Below are 21,722 nucleotides of genomic sequence, written 5' to 3'. Positions count from 1 at the left end.
CGGCTGGCGGCGCGCGCACGGCATCGCCTAGCGTGGATGGACCCGAAAGGAGCACCCCATGCCACTCGCCATCGACCCCGACGCCCTCGACGCCGCTGCCGCCGACGAGTCGTTCTCCGGTGTCGTCACCGTCGACGTCGCCGACACCCGCACCTTCGAGCGCGCCTACGGCCTCGCCCACCGGGCATTCGGCGTGCCGACCACACCCGACACCCGGTTCGCCATCGCCAGCGGCAGCAAGATCTTCACCGCCCTCGCGATCTGGCGTCTCATCGAATCCGGGGATCTGGCCCTGGACCAGCCCGTGCGCAGCATCCTGGGCGACGACCTTCCGCTGATCGACGACGCCGTCACCATCGAGCACCTCCTCGGCCACACCTCCGGCATCGGCGACTACCTCGACGAGGATGCCGAGGGCGAGGTCGACGACTACGTCCTCAGCGTCCCGGTCCACACGCTCACCACCGCCGAGGCGTTCCTCCCGATCCTCGCCGAGCTCCCGCAGACGTTCACCCCCGGTGAGCGGTTCGCCTACTGCAACGGCGGGTACGTCGTGCTCGCGATCGTCATCGAGCGCGTCACCGGCGAGAGCTACCACGACGCCGTGCGGCGCCTGGTCTTCGAGCCGGCCGGCCTCACGCGCACCGACTTCCTGCGTCTGGACGAGCTGCCCGCCGACACCGCGGTCGGCTACGTCTACGCCGAGGACGACCGGGCCAACACCCTGCACCTGCCGGTGCTCGGAAACGGAGACGGCGGGGCGTTCACGACCACCGCCGACGTGCACACCTTCTGGCGCGCCCTGCGCGAGGGACGCATCGTCTCGCCGCAGACCTACGCCGAGATGACCCGGCCGCGCCACGACGTCGAAGACGAGGACAAGCGCGCCGGCCTCGGCATCTGGCTGCACGCCACGGGCGACGCGCTCATCGCCGAGGGGTACGACACCGGTGTGTCGTTCTGGTCGGCGCACCTGCCGGAGTCGGACACCACCGTCACCGTCATCGGCAACACCGCCGACGGCGCGTGGCCCGTCGCCTCAGTGCTGGCCCAGGCTGTGGATGCCGCACTGGCGTGACCCTCGGCGGACGTGAAGCGCCGCGGTCGTAGAATCGTCTCGCCGCCGCGCGTCCCGAGCGCGGCGCGTCCTCGACGCCGTCACGCCTCAGGAGTCCTGTGTCCGTCGCCGCACCCGCGCCCGATCGTTCGGCGCGCCGCCGTATCGAGCCGACCGTGCTGCAGGCGCTGCGCAGTCCGCGCCTGCTGACGCGGGAGGCGCTGGCGGGCATGGTCGTCGCCATCGCGCTCATCCCGGAAGCCATCGCCTTCTCCCTCATCGCCGGGGTGGATCCCCGCGTCGGGCTGTTCTCCTCCTTCGTGATGGCGGTCGTCATCGCCTTCACCGGGGGCCGCCCCGCGATGATCACCGCGGCCACCGGAGCCGTCGCCCTCGTGGTCGCCCCGGTCGCCCGCGAGCACGGCATCGACTACCTCGTGGCGACCGTGCTGCTGGCGGGCGTCATCCAGGTGGTCATGGCCGCGCTGGGGGTGGCGAAGCTCATGCGGTTCATTCCGCGCAGCGTCATGGTCGGCTTCGTCAACGCGCTCGCGATCCTGGTGTTCCTGGCCCAGATGCCGCAGCTCATCGACGTTCCCTGGACGGTGTACGTGCTCGTCGCGGCGGGCCTGGCGATCCTCTCCCTCTGGCCCCGCGTGACCAAGGCCGTGCCGGCACCGCTCATCGCGATCGTGGTGCTCACCGCCGTGGTCGTGGTGTTCGGGATCGCCGTGCCCACCGTGGGTGACCAGGGCGAGCTGCCCCACAGCCTGCCGTCGCTGTTCCTGCCCGACGTGCCGCTGGAGTGGGAGACGCTGCGCATCATCGCGCCCTACGCGCTCGCGATGGCGACGGTCGGCCTGCTCGAGTCGCTCATGACGGCCAAGCTGGTCGACGACATCACCGACACCCCCTCCGGCAAGACCCGCGAGGCCTGGGGGCTGGGGGTGGCCAACCTCGCATCGGGGCTGTTCGGCGGCATGGGCGGCTGCGCCATGATCGGCCAGACGATGATCAACGTGAAGGCCTCCGGCGCACGCACCCGCATCTCGACGTTCCTGGCCGGCGTCTTCCTGCTGGTCCTCGTCGTGGCCCTGGGCGATGTCGTGGCGATCATCCCGATGGCGGCGCTGGTCGCCGTGATGATCCTGGTGTCGGTGTCCACGTTCGAGTGGCACAGCATCCGCCCGGCGACGCTCAAGCGGATGCCGCCGAGCGAGACGATCATCATGCTCGTCACCGTGGTCGTGACGGTGTGGACGCAGAACCTCGCCCTGGGCGTGGTGGCCGGCGTGCTGGCCGCCATGATCGCGTTCGCCCGGCGCGTCGCGCACTTCACCACCGTCACCCGCTCCCTCACGGGCACCGCCGACGGCGAGGTCGCCCGGTACACCGTCGACGGGGCACTGTTCTTCGCCTCGAGCAACGACCTCACGACCCAGTTCGACTACGCCCACGATCCCGCCCGGGTCGTGATCGACCTCAGCCGCTCCCACGTGTGGGATGCATCGACCGTCGCCGCCCTCGACGCGATCGTCACCAAGTACGCCCAGCGCGACACGCAGGTCGAGTTCGTCGGGATGAACGAGGCGACCGCGGCGTTCCACGGCCGGCTCAGCGGCGGAGCGGAGAAGCGCTGATCAGGGACGGGTCGGCACTCGCCCAGGTGCGCACCGTCTGGAGCACCCAGTACGTCCCGAACAGGGCGAGCGCGACGAACTCGCCGACGAACACGACCGGGGTGCGCATCGCGGCGTCTCCCTCGACGGCGACGTAGCCGAGCACCGCCACGAGATCGACGATCAGCACCACCGCGATCACCGCGAACGCGATGCGCACGCCCCTCGGCGGCGCGGGCTCCGGGGCCCAGTCGGTGCGCCGTGCGTCGAGCAGGGCGACCACCGCGAGCAGCGCGAAGAACCCGGTCGCGGCGACGACGTGCCCGAACGAGAGGAACGCGGCACGGGCCAGCCCCCACCAGGCCCACACGCCGGCGAGCACGCCCACCGCGACGACGATCGATGGCCACGTGCGCGAGAGCGCCGCCCGCCCCGCCCCCGGGCGCGTCCCGACCACCACCGCGACGAGCACCGCCAGCGCGCCGACGATGAGGTAGGTCGCCACCCCGATGTCGACGGCGGGGTGCACCTCTGCCGGCACACACGGCGATGCGCACCCCGACGCCAGGGTCGGCGTCGGCACCAGCGCGACCAGTGGCGCCAGCAGCGCCGCCGCATCCAGCAGCGCGCGCTGCGCACCACGCCCCGACAGGGCGAGCAGGCCGAGGGATGCGGCGATGAGCGCGCCGACGAACACGTCGCGGGCGGGGGTGTAGTAGTAGGCGCTGATCGATTCCCGCACGCCCCCCTGCGCGGTCTGCAGCACCACGGCGACCGCGATCGCGACGACGCTGCCCGCGATGCTCAGCCGCAGGTAGCGGTAGGTGCGACGCAGCGTCGAGTCCTCCGGAAGTCGCGGCTGCTGCGTCATCCCGCGAGCGTAGCGTTCGTCCCCGACCCGGGGCGCACGCCCCCGCGAGTAGCACTGGACGCGTGCGAGGGCAAGGGCATGCCGCCGGCCGGCGCCCGGTCGTACCGTCGATGACACCCCGATCGAACAGGAGCCCCACAATGGCGAAGTCGGCCACCCAGAAGAGCACCTCGACGAAGGATGCCGCGGCGTCGACCGCGAAGACCAACCGGCGCCGCAGCGCCCGCGGCGGAGAAGGCGCCAAGCTCACCAAGGAGGAGAACGCCGAGAAGGGCTTCACCGCCTCGGCCGCGCTGAGCGAGAACCTGCAGCGCGTGCTGGTGGACCTCATCGAGCTGTCGCTGCAGGGCAAGCAGGCCCATTGGAACGTCGTCGGCACGAACTTCCGTGACACCCACCTGCAGCTCGACGAGATCATCGAAGCCGCCCGCGGATTCAGCGACGACGTCGCCGAGCGCATGCGCGCGCTGCACGCCCTGCCCGACGGGCGCAGCGATCTCGTGGCCGCCACCACCACCCTGCCGGAGTTCCCGCAGGGCGAGATCGCCACCACCGAGGTGATCGACCTGATGACCGAGCGACTCGACGGCGTCTGCGGCACGTGCCGCGACGTGCACGATGACGTCGACGAGGAAGACCCCACGAGTGCCGACCTGCTGCACGCAGTGCTGGAGCGGCTCGAACAGCTCTCGTGGATGGTGAGCGCGGAGAATCGCACGCCGAAGCGCTGATCCTCTCGCGCAGGAGAGAGCGAAAGCCCGCCCGGGTGACCGGACGGGCTTTCGTCGTTGCAGGCGGACTCAGGGAGTCGGCATCCCGCCGTTGACGTTGAGCGTCTCGCCCAGCACGTAGCTCGACTCCGCCGACGCGAGGAAGACGTACGCCGGCGCGAGCTCGGCGGGCTGTCCCATGCGTCCGAGCGGCGTCTGCTCGCCGAACTCCTCGAGCTTCTCCGGCGGCTGGCCGTCGGTCGGCTGCAGCGGCGTCCAGATCGGGCCGGGGGCCACGGCGTTGACGCGGATGCCCTTGGGCGCCAGCTGCTCGGCGAGTCCCTTGGTGAACGCATTGATGGTGGCCTTCGTCGAGGCGTAGTCCACCAGGATGCCGGACGGAGAATATGCCTGGATCGACGTCGTGTTGATGATCGTCGATCCGGGCTTCAGGTGCGGCAGCGCCGCCTTGGTGATCCAGAACATCGCATAGACGTTGGTCTTGAAGGTGTGGTCGAACTGCTCGTCGGTCAGCGTCGTCAGATCCTCGTTGTAGATCTGCTTGCCGGCGTTGTTGACGAGGATGTCGAGGCCGCCGAGCCCCTCGACCGTCTGGGCGACGAGGTCACGGCAGTACGCCGGGTCCTTGAGGTCGCCCGGCAGCGTCAGCGCCGTGACCCCGGCTTCGCGCAGGATGCCGGCGATGCGCTGGGCGTCCTGCTCCTCCTCCGGCAGGTACGACAGGGCGACGTCGGCACCTTCGCGCGCGAACGCGATCGCGGTGGCGGCGCCGATACCGGAGTCGCCGCCGGTGATGAGCGCCTTGCGGCCGCTCAGACGGCCGGAGCCGCGGTAGCTGTCCTCGCCGAGGTCGGCCTTGTCCTTGAGCTCGGCGTCCAGGCCCGGCTCCGACATCTCCTGGTTCTGCGGCTCGATGTCTGCGTAGAGCTTCGCCGGGTCGGTGAAGGTGTACTGGTCGCGTGACATGGTGTTCTCCTCTCTGGTGATGGTCAACGGCCGCGGAGCTTGTGCTCCGGGACGATTTCTCTGATCGTGAGGGCCGCGCTGATGAACGCCAGGTGGCTGAGGGCCTGCGGAGTGTTGCCCCACGCCGACCCGTCGTGCTCGTCGATCATCTCGGCGTAGATCCCGACGTCGTTCGCCGCTGCGACGAGGGCGTCCATCGCCTCGAGCGCCTCGTCGTGCCGCCCCACGCACGCCAGAGCGTGGGCACGCCAGAATGCGCAGGCGACGAAGGTCTTCTCCTCCTGGTCCACTCCCGTGTAGCGGTACATCAGGGCACCGGCGCCCAGCTGTCCGGTGAGCGCGTCGATCGTGCGCGACATGCGCTCCCCCCGGTCGAATCCGCTCGGAGCGTGCAGCAGCACCGATGCGTCGAGGTCATCGGATCCGGCGTACCAGACGTACGCGCCGAGGTCCTCCGACCAGCAGTTGTCGTCGATCCACTCGCGGATGCGCTCGCGCTCGGTGCGCCAACGCTCGGCGCTGCCCGGGATGACGCCGGTCTCGGCGAGCCAGACGGCATCCTCCAGGGCCTTCCAGCAGCCCATCTTCGACGAGGTGTGGTGGCGCAGCTCGGGGAGCTCCCACATGCCGGAGTCGGGGTTGCGCCACAGGTCGCACGTGCGATCCGCCACTCCGGCGAGCAGGCGTGAGGTGTCGACGTCGAGCACGTTGCCCGCTTCGACGTAGGTGCGGCAGATCGCGATGAGGTCACCGTAGACCCCGAGCTGCAGCTGTTCGCGGGCGGGGTTGCCGGTGACCACGGGGCCGATGCCGCGCCACCCCGGCACGTCCGCGGTGGTGGGAGCAGGGGCGAGCCCGCCGTCGAGGGTGTACATCACGTGCACGTCGGGTCCGTGGTCGCGGATGGTGCGCAGCATCCAGGACAGGGCGGCGTGGGTCTCTTCGCGCAGCCCGAAGCGCACCAGCGCGTGGGCGGTGTAGGCGAGGTCGCGCACCCAGGCGAACCGGTAGTCCCAGTTCTTGCCGCCGCGGGCGCTCTCCGGCAGCGACGTCGTCGCGGCCGCGGCGATCGCGCCGGTGGGGCTGTAGATGAGCAGCTTCAGCGCCAGGGCGCTGCGCTGCACGTGGGTGGCCCACGGCCCCTCGTACGAGAACGCGCGCGACCACGCACGCCAGTTGCCGATGGTGCGGTCGATGCCGACGTCGACGTTGTGCGGATCGGGGAAGTGCAGCGGCTCGTCGTGGGTGGCGGCCATCACCACGAGGTGCCGCGAGTCGGGCGCCGTGGTGAAACGGCCGGCGAGCATCGGACCGGTCGGCCCGTCGGGTTCGGGGTCGGCGGGGCCGTGGTCGAAGCCGACGACGCCGATGGCGGTCTTGCCGCAGCGGACGACGGCGCCGTGCGCGGACGGCTCGATCCAGGGCGAGGCGGTCTGCAGCGAGGTGCCGGGGTGCACCCTCCACGCCATCTCGACCCGGCCGGAGACGCCCGTGACCCGGCGCGCGAGCTCTGCCCATGGCAGGCGGCCGGCGATGCCCGACACCAGCGCATCGGTCATCTTCACGACGCCGTCGGCCGTGGTGAAGGTCGTCTCCAGCACGTTCGTGCGCGGGACGTACCGGCGGCGCATCGTGAATTCCGCAGCAGGGGCGAGCTGGAACGAGCCGCCCGTCGCGTCATCGAGGATCTTCGCGAAGACCGCGTCCGAGGTGAGCTCGGGAAGCGGCATCCAGTCGATGCTGCCGTCGGCCCCCACGAGCGCCACCGTGCGGCCGTCGCCGATCGGTGCATACGACTCGATCGGCTGACATGTCACGCTGGCTCCTCCCGGATGGGTGGTTCCAGTCTTCGCGAGGCGGCGCGGACATGCGGCAGGGTTGACAACACCGAGCCTGCATGGAATCGCGGGCGCGCGCGCTGCCCCCGATCGTCCGCCGACGGGTCAGCGCAGGAACTGCGCGGGGTCGAACTCCTCGATCGGGATCACGCGGATGCGCGGCAGCGGTGCGTCGAACGCCCGGGCGTCGAACTCGAGGTCGAACACCTCGAGGCCCGGGATGGCCGCGAACGCGGTGTTGCGGAACTCGGTGAACCCGAGGATGCCGAGACGCCGACCGTCGGCGAGCGCACCGAGGTCGTCGACGAAGTCGCCGTCGTGGCTGACGAGCATGACGTCGTCATCGCGGTCGCGCAGCGCCTGCAGCGTGCGCTGGATGGCGATGTCGACGATCTTCGCGTCGGACGGACCCGACAGGGGCACCGGCTCGTAGCCCAGCGCCTTCAGCGCCTGCACGAAGGTCATCGGCAGGTTGGTCGTGGCGTTGAGGAAGAACAGGCCGCGTGTCGGCTGCCGCCAGGTGCGCTCCACGAACGAGAGGATGCGGTCCCAGCGCGGCCGCTCATCGGGCTGCGGTCGGCGCCCCAGGATCGATCCACCGAGGGTCGCGTCGATGTTCTCGCCGTCGACCAGCACCCATGCGCCCTGCGCGTCGCCCACTGCGACCTCCCTGCGACGCCGCACAGGGCGTCGCCTTCGATCCTATGCGGGCGGCGGCAGGTCCCCCGTTCGGGGCGTCAGTTGAGGGCGCGGGTGGATGCCGGGAGGACGCCGTCGGCGTAGAGGCTCTTCGCCACGTCCTGCAGCGCCGTCAATGCGACCCGCTGGGTCATCGGGCCGTACGAGATGCGGGCGACGCCGAGCGCCTCGTACTCGGCGGCCGACAGCGCGCCGGGAAGCCCGATCACGCTCACCTTGCGCTCGCCGATGCCGGCCACCAGCTGCCGCGTGATGTCGGCATCGAGCACACCCGGCACGAACACGACATCCGCGCCGGCGTCGAGGTAGGCGCGGCCGCGCTCGATCGCGTCGGCGACCGAGTCCTGCACGGGGCGGTCGCCGGCGCGCACGAACGCGTCGGTGCGGGCGTTGAGGGCGAACGGCACGCCCTCTGCCTGCCCGGCCGCGACGATCGCTTCGACGGCGGCGACGGACTCCGCCAGCGGCTTCAGACGGTCTTCGACGTTCGCACCCACCACGCCGACGCCGATCGCCCGGCGGGTCGTCTCGCCGGGGTCGCCGAAGCCGGCATCCAGGTCTGCCGACACGGGCAGGTCGCCCGCGACCGCGACGATGCGGCCGACCATGTCGAGCATGAGGTCGCGCGGGATGTTCTCCCCGTCGGCGTAGCCGAACGTCGCCGCGATGGAATGCCCCGCCGTGGCGAGGGCGCGGGTCTCGGGCAGGTCGATGATCGCCTTCGCCGAGACGACGTCCCACACGTTCACCACGCGGAGGATCTCCGGGGCGGCATGCAGGTCGGACAGGGTCTGAGCACGCTGGGCCTGGTTCGTCATCGCTCCACGGTAGCGGCCGGGGAGTCGCCGCGGGCAGGGTCCGCGCGCCCGCGGCATCCGCCGTCGCCGGGCCGATAGCCTGGGCGGCATGGCCGTCCGTCAGACCCGTCGCGCCCGGGCGCAGCGTCGCCGCGTGAAGCGCGTCGCGGCGTCGGGGAGCGACCTGACCGACCTGCAGTGGTGCGCCATCCTCGAGGCGTGGGCGGCGTGCGCCTACTGCGGCGGCGACGGCGCCGCACTGCAGCGCGACTGCGTGCTGCCGATCTCCCGCGGCGGCCGCTACACGCTCGACAACGTGGTGCCCGCGTGCCGGTCGTGCAACGCCAGCAAGTGCAACGAGGAAGTCACCACCTGGATGCGCCGGCGACGCCTCGACGAGCCGGCGTTCCTGTTGCGGTGGCGCCAGATCGTGCTGGCCCTCGCGGCGGAGGCCGCGCCCGCGGACCCTGCTGAGCCCGCGGAGGCCGCCGTCTGCGACGGCTGAGCCCACGGCCCGGGCGGAGAATGGAGGCATGATCCGCTCCGCCCTCACCGCGTTCGCCCTCGACGTCGTGCTCGTCACGCTGTTCGCCGCGGTGGGTCGGGCGAGCCACGACTCCGCGCCCTTCGGCATCGGCCTGGCGACGACCGCGTGGCCGTTCCTGGCGGCCCTCGCCGTGGGGTGGCTGGTGACCCTCGCCTGGCGCCGGCCCGCCGCACCCGTGCGCACCGGCCTGGGGGTCTGGGCGATCACCGTCGCCGGCGGCATGCTGCTGCGCGCGGCCAGCGGCCAGGGCACCGCACTGCCCTTCATCATCGTCGCCACGCTCACGCTGCTGCTGTTCCTCGTGGGCTGGCGCGTGATCGCCACGCTCGTGCAGGCGCGGCGGCGAGCGGCCGCATCCGCCCGCTCCTGACACCCGCGGCACGCCTCGGCGCATCGAGCGGAATGGATGCCGCGCGGCGTCCGTTGCACCGGGTATGCAACGCTTCGGAACGCTCTCGTTCGGCCACTACGGACCCCTCGGCGGCGGCCGCGAGCTCACCGCCGGAGACTCCCTGCGCCAGGCGATCGACCTCGCGCAGGGCATGGACGATCTGGGTGTCAACGGCGCCTACTTCCGCGTGCACCACTTCGCCCGGCAGCAGGCGTCGCCGATGCCCCTGCTGTCGGCGATCGCCGCCACCACGAAGCGCATCGAGGTCGGCACCGGTGTCATCGACATGCGGTACGAGAACCCGCTGCACCTGGCCGAAGAGGCCGCGGCGGTCGACCTCATCAGCGACGGACGGCTTGCCCTCGGCGTCAGCCGCGGGTCACCGGAGACCGTCGTGCGGGGCTACGAGACATTCGGCTACACGGGATCGCAGGATCCCCGCGGCGCCGACATCGCCCGCGCGCACTTCGACCTGTTCCTGCGCGCGATCGACGGCGAAGGACTCGCCCAGCGAGACCCCGAGAGCCCGTTCGGCGGCGGCACCGGCATGCAGCGCGTCGAGCCGCACTCCCCCGGCCTGCGCTCGCGCGTGTGGTGGGGTGCCGGCAACCGCGACAGCGCCGCCTGGGCGGGCACGATGGGCGTGAACCTCATGTCGTCGACGCTGCTCACCGAAGACCGCGGCGTTCCCTTCGACGTGCTGCAGGCCGAGCAGATCGACGCGTTCCGCGCCGCGTGGCGCGAGGCGGGTCACCCCGGTGAGCCGCGCGTCTCGGTCAGCCGCTCGATCTTCCCCATCACCACCGCCGAGGATGAGCTGTACTTCGGGCACGCGTCCGAGGGCGAGGGCGTCGGCTACATCGACGGCATCCGCTCGACGTTCGGCAAGACCTACGCCGCATCCCCTGACCTGCTCGTCGAGCAGCTGCAGCAGGATGCCGCCATCGCCAGCGCCGACACCCTCATGCTGACCATCCCGAGCCAGCTCGGGGTCGCGTTCAACCTGCGCGTCGTCGAGTCGTTCGCGAAGCACGTGGCGCCGGCGCTGGGCTGGCAGCCGACGACCGGGGCGCACGCGTAAAGACCCACGTCGCCCCGCGGTAGGTTCGGCGCATGGCGAGCGACGACGGCGCGGCGGGCGAAGGCTGGATCTACGTGCCCACCTCGGCGCTGCCCGATGAGGACACCTATACGAGAGTGGCCGACATCGTCGTACAGGGCGAGACGTTCGCCGTGCGCAGGCGCGACCGCGATGGCTCGCATCACTACGACTGGGTTTCGGGCCCCAACGCCGGTTACGGCTTCAGCGCATTCGGCGGAGTCGCGCCGGTGAGCCACGAGAGGCACGTGGCCGCCATCGAGGACTTCCTCGCCGGGGTCGACCCTGACACTGGGTACCTGTCGTACCCGTAGGCGCCAGCAACCCGCTGACGAGCAGTGACGTCTCGCGGCCTGCGGCTCGCACCCGGCCGCGGCGGTCAGCGCGGGTACACCAGGCGGAACCGCTCGCAGAGCACCGGCATGTCCGGCTCGTAGCCGCGCGGGTTCTCGGAGTGCTCGCGCCAGAACCGCTCGTGCACCGCGCGCCAGTGCGCCAGGGTGCGGTCGCCCTCACCCTCGGCGTGCGCGTGCTCGGCATCCACCTGATCGAACGGCACGACCCGCAGGTCGGTGGTCTCGATGACCGCTCGCGGCGCCCCGGCGCCGTCGAGGATGACGCTGACGTCCCCCACCTCGGGCATCCGGTCCCCCGTGGCCTCGTAATCCCACATGGACGAGGCCGTGCCGGTCTTCACCCCGGCAAGCACGAGGGCCAGCAGGCCGTCGGCGTGCGCGGGGGTCGCTCCGAAGGCCCACGCCTCGGTCGGCTCTTCGGGGAGGTACGGCAGCTCGGCGCGGCGGAGACGCCAGAACTCCGCGATGGAGACAGGTTCGGTCACGCGCTCCAGCGTAGGTGCGGGCGTCGGAGTGTCGGGAATCGCCCTTCGCCCGGGTCAGCGGCGCACGAGCAGCGCGCCGGGCTGGATGATCGCGAGGATGTCGGCCGTGGCGCCCACCTCTTCGCCGTCGATCTCGAACGGCAGCGGCTCGGGGAGGGTGACCCGCACCGACACCGCCTGGCGGTGGCGTGTCGTGGCCGTGTCCACGGCGGTGTCGTCGCGGGTGACGGCGCGGCGGATGCCGTTGTCCCAGACCACGGACTTCAGGGCGTCGAGCCACTGCAGCCCTTCCGGGCCCTCGCCACCGATGAGCACGACGTCCAGCAGACCGTCATCGGGTTCGGCGTCGGGAAGGATGCGCAGTCCTCCCTGCACGGTTCCGCAGTTGCCGATCAGCACGGTGTGGGTGGGCTCGGTCACCGGCGGGTCGGCATCGAAGACGACCGTGGCGTCGACGACGTCGGTGGCGGCCATCGCCCGTCCGAGAGCCCCGACGTAGGCCAGCCAGCCCGCGCGCTCCTTGGCAGACTCGTCGGTCTCGGCGAGCATCTGCGCGTCGATGCCGAAGCCTGCCATCACGAGGAAGATGAACTCCTCCCCGCGGTCGTGCAGTTCGATGCGCCCGATGTCGATCGGCGACTCGTCCCCGTCGATCGCACGCGCGAGGGCGCCAGCCACGTCGCCCAGAGGGATGCCGAGGTTGCGGGCCAGCAGGTTGCCGGTGCCCTGCGGCACGATCCCCAGCGGCACCTCCGTGCCGGCCAGCGTCGCGGCCACGTCGCGGATCGTCCCGTCGCCGCCCACCGCCACGACCAGCCCGCATCCATCCGCGAGTGCCTGACGGGCCATCCCCTGCCCGGCATCCTCGACCGTCGTCGCGTACCACTCCACCTCGACCGGCTGCTTCCGCGCGGCGAGCGCCTCTTCGAGTGCGGAGCGCTCCACGCGCGTGGGATTGAAGACGATGCCGATCATCCCCCCACTCTGGCGGACTCCCTGCCCGCGCGCCACGCGGATCGGGACGTGGGAGCGCGACGGGTTGCCGCACCCCCGGCAGAAGCCTGATCGACGGTGTGGTGTGACCACCGTGAAAAACCATGAATAATAGTGGTGTGACCACACGACCCGCCGGCTACAGCGCGATCTCGAGCTACTCCCGGGTGGAGATCCTCCACCTCATCCAGGAGCGTCCTCAGCGCACCATCGCGGAGCTGGTCGAGGCCACCAAGCTGCACCCCAACACGGTGCGTGAGCACCTGCAGCGCCTGATCGACGACGGCTACGTCGTGTCGGAGACCGAGCACCGCACGACGAGGGGCCGGCCACGGGTGCTGTACAGCGCCGCCGACGGCGCAGAGACCTGGAGCCCGGTGCAGCAGCGCAAGGTGCGCGAGGCCGCGAAGCGCGGCGATCTCATGCGGCGGGTGCTCCCCAGCGAGCTGCCGCCGGAACTCACCACGGAGGCCCTGCACCAGGTCGACGCCCTCGTGGAGAACCTCGCCGACGCGGGCTTCGAGCCGATCGTCGACGAGTCCGACCTGACGATCGACCTCAGCCCGTGCGCACACGCCGAGGTGCAGTCCGCCCACCGGCAGGTGCTCTGCTCGGTGCACCTCGGCCTCATGCAGGGCGTCGTCGCCGCAGCCGGCGGCCCGCTCACCGTTGACGGCATGCGCTCCTCGTGCGACCCGCGCGAGTGCATCGTGCAGCTGTCCGCGCGCGGCTGAACCCCCTCTTCACACCGCCGGCCGCGGCCGCCGGCGGTGGTCTGTCGCGCCCGGCGACGGCGCCCTGATCACCGAAGCGGTCACGGTGCCCAGCGGTGCCCACACCGCGCTGGGCAGAGCCCGTCCCGGGCAACTCACAGCCCTTCTCACAGGGTAAGGTCGTAGCATTGCGCCCGTGGTCTGACCACAGGTATCCTTATTCACGGCCGCCTGCCCCGGAATGCGCCCGCGCGGCTCACTACCTTCAACCGTTAGGAACCCCCACCCGAGGAAGGATCCCGATGGATCTGCTCGACCCGCTGCTGCTCGCCCGATGGCAGTTCGGCCTGACGACTCTGTACCACTACCTGTTCGTGCCTCTGACGCTCGGACTCGCGCTCGTGGTCGCCATCTTCCAGACGGTCTGGCACCGCACCGGCAAGGTGGAGTGGCTGCACCTGACGCAGCTGTTCGGGAAGATCTTCCTCATCAACTTCGCGATGGGCGTCGTCACCGGCATCGTGCAGGAGTTCCAGTTCGGCATGAACTGGTCCGCCTACTCCCGCTTCGTCGGCGACATCTTCGGCGCGCCGCTGGCCTTCGAGGGCCTCATGGCCTTCTTCTTCGAAGCCACCTTCATCGGGTTGTGGATCTTCGGGTGGAACAAGCTGCCGCGCGCCGTGCACCTGTTCTCGATGTGGATGGTCGTCGTCGGCTCCACCCTGTCGGCCTACTTCATCCTCGCCGCCAACGCGTTCATGCAGAACCCGGTGGGCTACGAGATGGCCGCCGACGGCGGGCGGGCCGAGCTCGTGGACTTCTGGGCGGTGCTGACCAACCCGGTCGTGCTCGCCGCGTTCCCGCACACGATCTTCTCCGCGTGGATGTTCGCCGCCGCCGTCGTCATCGCCGTCAGCGCCTGGCACCTCGCCCGCGGGCAGAACCTGGTCACCATGCGCAAGTCGCTGCGCTTCGGCATGTGGTTCATGATCGGCTCGTTCGCCGCGGTCGCGCTCACCGGTGACCAGCTGAGCCTGGTCATGGTCGAGACCCAGCCGATGAAGATGGCGGCCGCCGAGGCCATCTGGAACACCGCCTGCGGCGCGGACGCCTCGTTCTCGCTGTTCTCCATCGGCACCCCCGACGGATCTCAGGAGATCTGGTCGCTGCGCGTGCCGTACCTGCTGTCGCTGCTGTCGACGCACTCGCTGGACGGCTGCGTCGAGGGCCTCAACGACCTGCAGGCGCTGTACACCGAGCAGTTCGGCGCCGGCATCGACTACATGCCCATCATCTGGGTCACCTACTGGTCGTTCCGCTGGATGATCGCCCTCGGCGGCATCGCGGCGCTCATCTCGGTCGTCGGCCTCTGGGTCACCCGCAAGAAGGCCACGCGCCCCGTCGCGCCCTGGATGTGGAAGGTCGCGATCTGGTCGGCTCCGCTGCCGCTGCTGGGCAGCCTCGTCGGCTGGGTGTTCACGGAGATGGGTCGCCAGCCCTGGATCGTGTTCAGCCTCATGCTCACCGAGGACGGGGTCTCGCCCAACGTGCCCGGCTGGACGGTGCTGATCTCGCTCGTCGCCTTCACGCTCATCTACGCCGCCCTCGCGGTGGTCGAGTTCGGACTCATCCTCAAGGCCGCGCAGAAGGGCCCTGCCCCGCTGCCCGAGCCCGGTGCCGAGGATGACCAGCCGACCTCCGTCGAAGACACCCCGACGACGGTCTACTAGGAGCACGTCATGGATCTCGCCTACATCTGGTTCTTCATCGTCGGTGTGCTGTTCGTCGGCTACTTCGTGCTCGACGGCTTCGACTTCGGCGTGGGCATGTCGCTGCCCTTCCTCGGCAAGGACGACGTCTCGCGCCGTCAGGTCATCAACACGATCGGGCCCGTCTGGGACCTCAACGAGACCTGGGTCATCGTCGCGGGCGCCTGCCTGTTCGCCGCCTTCCCGGAGTGGTACGCCACGCTGTTCAGCGGGTTCTACCTGGCGCTGCTGCTGATCCTGCTGGCCCTCATCGCCCGCGGCGTGTCGTTCGAGTATCGCCACCAGCGCGACAGCCTGCGGTGGAAGCGCAACTTCGACCGCATGATCGTCATCGGCTCCGCCGTGCCCGCGTTCCTCTGGGGCGTCGCGGTGGCCAACATCGTGCAGGGTGTGCCGCTGGATGCCGATCACGAGTTCGTCGGGTCGCTCCTGACGCTGCTGAACCCCTACGGACTGCTGGGCGGCCTCACCACGCTGCTGCTGTTCTTCACCCACGGCGTGTACTTCGTGGCGCTGAAGACCGACGGCCGCGTGCGCAGCGACGCCCGCGCCCTGGCCATCAAGTCCGGCGTGCTGACGGTCGTCGTCGCGGCGGCGTTCCTGATCTGGACGGTGTTCAACGCCGCCGCTGCAGGCTCGCCCCTGCTGATGCTGTCGATCGCCTGCGCCGTGATCGCCGCCGTGCTGCTCATCGCCTCGGCGGTGGCGAACCTGCGCGACCGCGAGGGCTGGGCGTTCGGCTTCGGCGCCGGCACGGTGGTCTTCGCCGTGCTGACCCTGTGGCTGGCGCTCTTCCCGAACGTCATGCCCTCGACGATCGACCCGGCGTTCAGCCTCACGATCGAGAACGCCTCGAGCACCGACTACACGCTCACCATCATGACGTGGGCCGCGGTGATCTTCCTGCCGCTGGTGCTGCTGTACCAGGGCTGGACGTACTGGGTGTTCCGCAAGCGCGTCACCCGCGTCGAGATCGAGAAGGCGGCGGCGACCGTCCACTGAACCCGACCGCCCCGGTCGTCGGCCGCGCGATTCGCGCGCCGGGCCGGGGCGGTCGTTTTTCACCGGCGGCGCCGACCGCGGCGCCGGGCCGCATGGGAGGATCGAGGACATGGCTTCGCAGGAAGCGGACGCACCACCGCGGCCGGCCGGACGTCCCCTGGACCCGCGGCTGCTGCGGTACGCCGGCGCTTCACGCGTCTTCTTCGTCGCGATCGGACTGATCGGCCTCGCCCAGACGGCCGTGATCATCGCCTTCGCCTGGCTGCTGACCCGCGCCATCGTCGGCGCGATCGACGGGATGCGGTGGGACGAGCTCTCCGGCATCCTCCTCATCCTCGCCGGTGTCGTCGCCCTGCGCGCCGTTCTTGTCTGGCTGCGCGAGACGGTGGCGGCGCGCGCCTCGGCGCGGGTGCAGGCGCAGCTGCGCGCGCACCTCTTCGAAGCCGTCGACGAGCTCGGGCCGGGGTGGCTGGCGGTGCACAACTCCGCACGCCTCGCGGTGACGGCGGGCCGCGGCCTCGACGCCCTCGACGCGTACTTCGCGCGCTACCTGCCCCAGTTGGTGCAGACCGCGGTCGCGACGCCGACGATCATCCTCGTGATGTGGTGGATGGACTGGATCTCGGGCCTCACCGTCGTGCTCACCCTTCCGCTGATCCCGCTGTTCATGGTGCTGATCGGACTGGCGACCCGCTCCGTGCAGGACAAGCAGTGGCGCACCCTCGGGCGGCTCGCCGCGCGCTTCGCCGACACCGTGCGGGGCCTGTCGACCCTCACGGTTTTCGGCCGGCAGCACCGCGCGGTCGCGTCGATCCAGCGGGTCACCGAGCGCTATCGCGATGAGACCATGCGGGTGCTGCGGGTGTCGTTCCTGTCGGGGTTCGCGCTGGAGCTGCTGGCGAGCCTGTCGGTGGCGATCATCGCCGTCTCGATCGGCTTCCGACTGCTCGACGGCGACCTGACGCTGCTGGTCGGCCTGTTCGTGCTGCTCCTGGCACCGGAGGCCTACCTCCCCCTGCGTCAGGTGGGCGTGCAGTTCCACGCCGCCGCCGAGGGCGTTTCGGCCACCGAAGACGTGTTCGCGGTGCTCGACGAGGCCCGCGCCGCGCGCGCCGAGCGTCACGCCGACGCGGCGCCGGCAGGCACGTCTGCCGTTCCGGCCGGAGCGATCGCGGGTCCCCTCGTGCTGCGGGGGCTGCGTGTGCGCTACGGCGACCGCGCGCTGCCCCCCGTGGATCTCGAGGCGGATGCCGGTGAACTCGTGCTGGTGGCCGGACCGAGCGGCGCGGGCAAGTCGAGTGTGTTCGCGGCGCTGCGCCGAGCTGCCGCCTTCGATGGCGACGCCCGCGTCGGCGGCATCCCGTTGGCGCAGCTGACCCCCGACCGCTGGCTGGGATGGGCAGGGCAGCACCCCGGCCTCATCGCCGGCACCGTGGCCGACAACGTCGCGCTCGGCGATGCCGCCCCGGACGCCGCTGTCATCGTGCGGGCGCTGCAGCTGGCGTGCGCCGGCGACATCGACCCGTCGTATGAGCTCGGCGTGCAGGGCGCGGGCCTCTCCGGAGGTCAGGCGCAGCGCATCGCCGTTGCCCGGGCGATCTACCGCCATCTCCGCGGCACCGCGACCGTGCTCGCCCTCGACGAGCCGAGCGCCGCGCTCGACCCCGTCACCGAAGACCTGCTGTGGCAGAGCCTTCGCACGCTGGCAGACGGCGGCGCCACCGTGCTGCTGATCTCGCACCGGACGACCGCCGAGGCGTACGCCGACCGCATCGTGCGGCTTCAGCCTGCGGAGGTGGCGGCATGAGCGCTGCGACGACCACGCCGACCCCGAGCACGGCGTCCGCCCACGGCACGCCGCGCGGATCAGGGGCGACGACCGCCGACGTGCTGCGCGGCGCCATGCCGCCGGCCCGCCGCTTCTGGCGCGCTGCCGCCACCGGTTTCGCCCACGAGGCGTCGGCCGTGGCATTGCTGGCCGTCAGCGCGTGGCTGATCGTGCGCGCCAGCGAGCAGCCCGCCGTGATGTACCTCACCGCCGCCGTCGTCGGGGTGCGCGCGTTCGCGCTGTCCCGCGCGACCTTCCGCTACCTCGAGCGGCTCACCTCGCACGATGCGGCGCTGCGCCAGCTCGCCTCCACGCGCACCGCCCTGGTGCGCCGGCTCATCCCGCTCGCGCCCGACGGTCTCACCCGCACCCGGCGAGGGTCCGTGCTCGGGGCGCTCGTCGATGACGTCGACGAGCTGCAGAACCTTCCGCTGCGGGTGGTGGAGCCGCTGGTGGCCTCGGTGACCGTGGCCCTGTCGGCGGTCGTCTTCGTGGCCTTCGTCTCGGGGCCGGCGGCGCTGACGCTGCTGGGATGCCTCGCGGTCGCGGCCGTCGTCGCGACCGCCTGGGGGTGGGTGGCGGGCGGCCGTGCCGAGCGGGCCATCGCTCCGCTGCGCGCGCGGCTCGCCGACGCGGTGACCGACCACCTCGGCAGCCTCGATGTGCTGCTGGCCTACGGCGCCGAAGCCGCCAGCCGGAGCCGCATCGCCGACGCCGACAGCGCCGTGCGCCGTGCGGTCGTCCGCCGGGCCGGCGCCCAGGCGGCGACCACGGCCATCGTGTCGCTGCTGGCCGGTGCCGCGTCGATCCTCGCCGTGGTGGTCACCGCCCCCGACGCCGCGACGCTGGGCGGCCCCGCCCTCGCCGTCGCGGTGCTCGTGCCGATGGCGGTGTTCGAGGTGTTCGGCGCGGTGCCGCTGGCCGCCGCCTCGTGGCGCCAGGTGCGCGCGTCGGCGGAGCGCATCGCCGAGTCGGTTCCCGACACGATCCCGGCGGGCCTCGTCCAGCACCCCGCACCCGCCACCGGAGAGGCCCCCGCGCTCGGCGAGGGGCTGCGCCTGCGCGGCGTCTGGGCCACCTGGCCGGGAGCGGACACCGCGTCGCTGGCCGGGGTCGACCTCGACGTGCACGCGGGCGAACGGCTGCTGGTCATCGGCTCCAGCGGGGCGGGGAAGACGACGCTCGCACACGTGCTGGTGCGGTTCCTGGAGTGCACCGGCACGTACGAGATCGGCGGGCGCTCGGTGCGGGAGTCGTCCCCCGACGACGTGCGGCTCACCGTCGGCCTCTGCGAGCAGCAGCCGATGCTGTTCGACGAGGACATCCGCCAGAACCTGCTGTTCGCCCGCGACACCGCCACCGACGAGGAGCTCGTGGCCGTGCTCGACCGCGTCGGCCTGGGCCCGTGGCTCGCCGAGCGCGGGGGCCTTGACGCCCGGGTCGGCGAGCGAGGCGCGCTGGTGTCGGGCGGGCAGGCGCAGCGCATCGCCCTGGCCCGCGCGCTGCTGCGGGGGTTCCCGGTGCTGGTGCTCGACGAGCCGACCGCAGGCGTGGACCCCGCGGCATCCGACGCGCTCCTCACCGACCTGCTGCAGGCGGTCGGCCCCGACCAGGCCGTCGTGCTCATCTCGCACGTGGCCGTGCCCGCCGGACTGGTCGACCGCGTCGTGCGCCTCGATGCCGGGCACCTCGACGCCGCTGCCTGACCGGCCGCAGGCGCTCAGCGCAGCAGCAGCCCGGTGATCAGCACCGCGGCGGCGGCGAGGATCGCCACAGCCGTGAGGGTGTAGCCGACCACGAGGCCGGCGACGGCGTACCCGCGACCGCGGGCGTCGGTGCGGCGCAGCTCGCGGCGCGCGAGGTGCCCGAAGACGATGCCGATCGGCGCGAGGACGAAGCCGAAGACGAGGGCCAGCAGCGCCTTGTCGTTCACCGGCGGCTCGGACTCGCCGACGGCCGCCCACCAGGGCTCAGCGGGGGCATCCGCGGTCGCGGGACTCGCCGGCGGCGCCACGTCCGCTGTGAGTACTCCGGGGGGCGGGGTGGAGGGCGCGCCCGGCACAGCTTCGGCGGCGACGGACGCGGTCTCGGTGGCGACGGCCGGGTGCCGCGGTGCAACCTCGTCCGGCGCGTGCGCCGCCGCGCCGGGTGCGCGGATGCCCCGCGCGGGCGTGTCGAGATCGGGGTCCCACTTCACGCGTGCGGCGATGTCGACCGCACGCGCGCCCGGCGTCGCAGCCGGCGGCGACGCCGCCTCGGCCGCGGCCACCGCCTCCCGCCACGCCCGGGCATCGGCGGACACGGCCAGGGGGTGCGCTCCGGAGGGACGGCGTCCGCCGACCGGAAGGTCGGTGATGATGCCCGCGCGCGCCCGCCCGGCGGCGGGCCGGGCGCTCCCGCCCGCGGCGGCGACGTGGCCGGCCCACGCGACGAGGGCGGGGTACGCCTGCGGATGCCGGGCGATCTGCTCCGCGTACGCGGGGTACGCCGCGGCGATCGCCGCGAGGTCGTGCGGGGAGGTCTCCGCGCGGTGCAGTGCGGTCCATGCGGTCGCCGCATCCCACCCGTCGGTGTTCGGCGCAGTGGCGGCGGTCATCGCATTCCTCCTGGCCTCCAGTGGACCACCGCCCCACCCATGCCGCGATGGGGAGTTCTCCCCATCGCCCGGTCCGCTACGGCCTGGCCGGTGCCGTGGATCGGCGCCAGGAGACGCGGCCGCCGAGCGGCGCGGCGCCCACGCGGCGGGCCGCGGGTCAGGCGTCGGGCTGGCCGCCGTTGCGGGTGGAGCGGCGTTCGATGAGCAGGGTGTCGCGCCACCGGCCGGCGTGCGGGCCGACACCGCTGCGCGCGATCCGCTCGCGTCGTCCGACGACGCGGAACCCCGCCTGTTCGTGCAGGCGCAGGCTCGCGGTGTTCTCGGGGAAGACGGTGGCCTGGATGGTCCAGTAGCCGGCATCCTCCGCGGCCTCGATGAACGTCGCCAGCAGCGCCCGCCCGATCCCCTCGCCCCGATGGGCGGGGTCGATGTAGACCGAGTGCTCGATGACACCGCGATACGCCTCGCGGGCCGACACAGGCGAGGCCGCCGCCCAGCCGACCACGGTGCCGGCTTCATCCACCGCGACGAGCCGGGCGTCCGGCACCTTTCCCGTGTCGAAGCGCTCCCACGTCGGCGGCCGGGTTTCGAAGGTGGCCTCACCGCCGGCGATTCCGGCGGCGAAGATCGCCTCGACCCGCGGCCAGTCCTCTGCGGTCATCGGCCGGATCGTCGTCATGGGCGTGCGGTGCTCTCGGCGTCAGAGGGTGCGGGCGAACGCCTGCACCCCGTCGTGGGAGGGCAGCCGCGTGAAGCCGAGACGGTCGTAGAACGCCAGGGCGCCGGCGTTGTCGGCGGAGGAGACGAGGTGCAGCCCCGACACGCCCCGCTCACGCAGGGCATCGCTCACGGTGTCGATCAGCCGGCGGCCCCACCCCTGCCCCTGCACCTCGGGGAGCAGGTCGATGTGCAGGTGCGCCGGATGCGCATCGCCGTAGGACTCGGCGCCCGCGCGGCGCCCGTATGCGTAGCGGAGGATGCCGTCCTGCCGGGTGAGCTCGACCTCCGGCTCGGGCCAGCGGTCGGCATGCCGCGGCCACCATTCGGTGGCGAACCAGTCCTCGAAGGCGCGGGTGTCGGGCACGGCCACGGTGTACCCCACGACGCGGCCGTGGTCGCTCTCCACCACGAAGGCGAGGTCGGGATGCCGCGCGGCATAGGGCAGCACGAACACCTCCGCCCAGAGGTCGTCGTCGGCGAGCACGCCGGTCGCGTCGGCACCGGCATCCGCCGTGAGCAGGCATACGTCGGCGAGCGCCGGCTCGTCGCCGGGACGGAACGGACGGATGCGGGTCACCCCTTCATCCTGCCACCGGCGCAACCCCGCGACACAGGAGGCGACACGTGGCAGGATCTCCCCCGTGG

At 71.9% G+C, this 21,722-nt stretch carries 22 protein-coding genes; 12 read left to right on the top strand and 10 right to left on the bottom strand.

Annotation, left to right across the window (positions count from 1 at the left end):
- Positions 1-58: 58 nt before the first annotated feature.
- The gene (locus tag NQ165_RS06470) at positions 59-1,078 is read left to right on the top strand and encodes a serine hydrolase (RefSeq protein ID WP_257525998.1); all 1,020 of its coding nucleotides are present in this window, start codon (positions 59-61) and stop codon (positions 1,076-1,078) included.
- Positions 1,079-1,176: 98 nt separating this feature from the next.
- A complete protein-coding gene (locus tag NQ165_RS06465) occupies positions 1,177-2,697 on the top strand; it encodes a SulP family inorganic anion transporter (protein WP_257525999.1) in 1,521 nt (506 codons plus the stop codon).
- Here the strand turns inward: NQ165_RS06465 and NQ165_RS06460 are convergent.
- Entirely contained in the window at positions 2,672-3,547 is an 876-nt protein-coding gene (locus NQ165_RS06460; RefSeq protein ID WP_257526000.1) for a hypothetical protein, read from the bottom strand. The genes NQ165_RS06465 and NQ165_RS06460 overlap by 26 nt on opposite strands.
- A 140-nt stretch (positions 3,548-3,687) precedes the next feature.
- Here NQ165_RS06460 and NQ165_RS06455 point away from each other — a divergent pair, with 140 nt between their 5' ends.
- Positions 3,688-4,278 carry a Dps family protein gene (locus NQ165_RS06455; protein WP_257526001.1) on the top strand — a complete coding sequence of 197 codons (591 nt, stop codon included), beginning with the start codon at positions 3,688-3,690 and terminating at the stop codon, positions 4,276-4,278.
- Between the two features lie 69 nt (positions 4,279-4,347).
- Here the strand turns inward: NQ165_RS06455 and NQ165_RS06450 are convergent, their stop codons facing one another.
- The 4 genes from NQ165_RS06450 to NQ165_RS06435 form a co-directional block, all read right to left on the bottom strand.
- The gene (locus NQ165_RS06450; RefSeq protein WP_257526002.1) at positions 4,348-5,244 is read right to left on the bottom strand and encodes an SDR family oxidoreductase; all 897 of its coding nucleotides are present in this window, start codon (positions 5,242-5,244) and stop codon (positions 4,348-4,350) included.
- A 23-nt stretch (positions 5,245-5,267) separates the two neighbouring features.
- Positions 5,268-7,061, bottom strand: a complete 1,794-nt coding sequence (locus NQ165_RS06445) for a glycoside hydrolase family 15 protein (RefSeq protein WP_257526003.1) — start codon at positions 7,059-7,061, stop codon at positions 5,268-5,270.
- Between the two features lie 126 nt (positions 7,062-7,187).
- Positions 7,188-7,742 (bottom strand): NYN domain-containing protein, encoded by a 555-nt coding sequence (locus NQ165_RS06440; protein WP_257526004.1) that lies wholly within the window; start codon positions 7,740-7,742, stop codon positions 7,188-7,190.
- Between the two features lie 77 nt (positions 7,743-7,819).
- The gene (locus tag NQ165_RS06435) at positions 7,820-8,599 is read right to left on the bottom strand and encodes an isocitrate lyase/phosphoenolpyruvate mutase family protein (protein WP_257526005.1); all 780 of its coding nucleotides are present in this window, start codon (positions 8,597-8,599) and stop codon (positions 7,820-7,822) included.
- Between the two features lie 88 nt (positions 8,600-8,687).
- Between NQ165_RS06435 and NQ165_RS06430 the strand changes: the two genes are divergently transcribed.
- The 4 genes from NQ165_RS06430 to NQ165_RS06415 all read left to right on the top strand — a co-directional run bounded on the left by NQ165_RS06430 (position 8,688) and on the right by NQ165_RS06415 (position 10,929).
- Complete coding sequence (locus NQ165_RS06430) at positions 8,688-9,083, top strand: HNH endonuclease (protein ID WP_257526006.1); 396 nt, start codon at positions 8,688-8,690, stop codon at positions 9,081-9,083.
- A gap of 28 nt (positions 9,084-9,111) precedes the next feature.
- Complete coding sequence (locus tag NQ165_RS06425) at positions 9,112-9,495, top strand: DUF3054 domain-containing protein (RefSeq protein ID WP_257526007.1); 384 nt, start codon at positions 9,112-9,114, stop codon at positions 9,493-9,495.
- Positions 9,496-9,559: 64 nt separating this feature from the next.
- The gene (locus NQ165_RS06420; protein ID WP_257532091.1) at positions 9,560-10,597 is read left to right on the top strand and encodes an LLM class flavin-dependent oxidoreductase; all 1,038 of its coding nucleotides are present in this window, start codon (positions 9,560-9,562) and stop codon (positions 10,595-10,597) included.
- A gap of 32 nt (positions 10,598-10,629) precedes the next feature.
- A complete protein-coding gene (locus NQ165_RS06415) occupies positions 10,630-10,929 on the top strand; it encodes a hypothetical protein (RefSeq protein ID WP_257526009.1) in 300 nt (99 codons plus the stop codon).
- A 65-nt stretch (positions 10,930-10,994) separates the two neighbouring features.
- Here the strand turns inward: NQ165_RS06415 and NQ165_RS06410 are convergent, their stop codons facing one another.
- Positions 10,995-11,456 carry an ASCH domain-containing protein gene (locus NQ165_RS06410; RefSeq protein WP_257532089.1) on the bottom strand — a complete coding sequence of 154 codons (462 nt, stop codon included), beginning with the start codon at positions 11,454-11,456 and terminating at the stop codon, positions 10,995-10,997.
- Positions 11,457-11,510: 54 nt separating this feature from the next.
- On the bottom strand, positions 11,511-12,431 hold the full coding sequence (locus NQ165_RS06405; protein WP_257526011.1) for a diacylglycerol kinase family protein: 921 nt from the start codon (positions 12,429-12,431) through the stop codon (positions 11,511-11,513).
- 137 nt (positions 12,432-12,568) lie between these two features.
- Between NQ165_RS06405 and NQ165_RS06400 the strand changes: the two genes are divergently transcribed.
- The 5 genes from NQ165_RS06400 (at position 12,569) to cydC (ending at position 19,467) form a co-directional block, all read left to right on the top strand.
- A complete protein-coding gene (locus NQ165_RS06400; protein WP_257526012.1) occupies positions 12,569-13,183 on the top strand; it encodes a metalloregulator ArsR/SmtB family transcription factor in 615 nt (204 codons plus the stop codon).
- Positions 13,184-13,464: 281 nt separating this feature from the next.
- Positions 13,465-14,892, top strand: coding sequence for a cytochrome ubiquinol oxidase subunit I (locus NQ165_RS06395; protein ID WP_257526013.1), 1,428 nt, complete (start codon positions 13,465-13,467; stop codon positions 14,890-14,892).
- A 9-nt stretch (positions 14,893-14,901) separates the two neighbouring features.
- The gene (cydB, locus tag NQ165_RS06390; protein WP_257526014.1) at positions 14,902-15,933 is read left to right on the top strand and encodes a cytochrome d ubiquinol oxidase subunit II; all 1,032 of its coding nucleotides are present in this window, start codon (positions 14,902-14,904) and stop codon (positions 15,931-15,933) included.
- 109 nt (positions 15,934-16,042) lie between these two features.
- Positions 16,043-17,740, top strand: a complete 1,698-nt coding sequence (gene cydD / locus NQ165_RS06385) for a thiol reductant ABC exporter subunit CydD (RefSeq protein ID WP_257526016.1) — start codon at positions 16,043-16,045, stop codon at positions 17,738-17,740.
- A gap of 95 nt (positions 17,741-17,835) precedes the next feature.
- Positions 17,836-19,467: a thiol reductant ABC exporter subunit CydC gene (gene cydC / locus NQ165_RS06380; RefSeq protein ID WP_257532396.1), complete on the top strand. Its 1,632-nt coding sequence runs from the start codon at positions 17,836-17,838 to the stop codon at positions 19,465-19,467.
- Between the two features lie 14 nt (positions 19,468-19,481).
- On the opposite strand, the gene NQ165_RS06375 is transcribed toward cydC, so the two are convergent.
- The 3 genes from NQ165_RS06375 to NQ165_RS06365 all read right to left on the bottom strand — a co-directional run bounded on the left by NQ165_RS06375 (position 19,482) and on the right by NQ165_RS06365 (position 21,654).
- Positions 19,482-20,357 carry a DUF4190 domain-containing protein gene (locus NQ165_RS06375; RefSeq protein ID WP_257526017.1) on the bottom strand — a complete coding sequence of 292 codons (876 nt, stop codon included), beginning with the start codon at positions 20,355-20,357 and terminating at the stop codon, positions 19,482-19,484.
- A gap of 157 nt (positions 20,358-20,514) precedes the next feature.
- The gene (locus NQ165_RS06370; protein WP_374940929.1) at positions 20,515-21,018 is read right to left on the bottom strand and encodes a GNAT family N-acetyltransferase; all 504 of its coding nucleotides are present in this window, start codon (positions 21,016-21,018) and stop codon (positions 20,515-20,517) included.
- Between the two features lie 39 nt (positions 21,019-21,057).
- Complete coding sequence (locus NQ165_RS06365; RefSeq protein WP_257532085.1) at positions 21,058-21,654, bottom strand: GNAT family N-acetyltransferase; 597 nt, start codon at positions 21,652-21,654, stop codon at positions 21,058-21,060.
- Positions 21,655-21,722 lie beyond the last annotated feature (68 nt).

Source organism: Microbacterium sp. zg.Y1084 (genome assembly GCF_024623595.1).
Taxonomy (GTDB): domain Bacteria; phylum Actinomycetota; class Actinomycetes; order Actinomycetales; family Microbacteriaceae; genus Microbacterium; species Microbacterium wangruii.
Note: the sequence above shows the minus strand (reverse complement) of the source record. Positions and strands in the feature narration are given on the sequence as shown.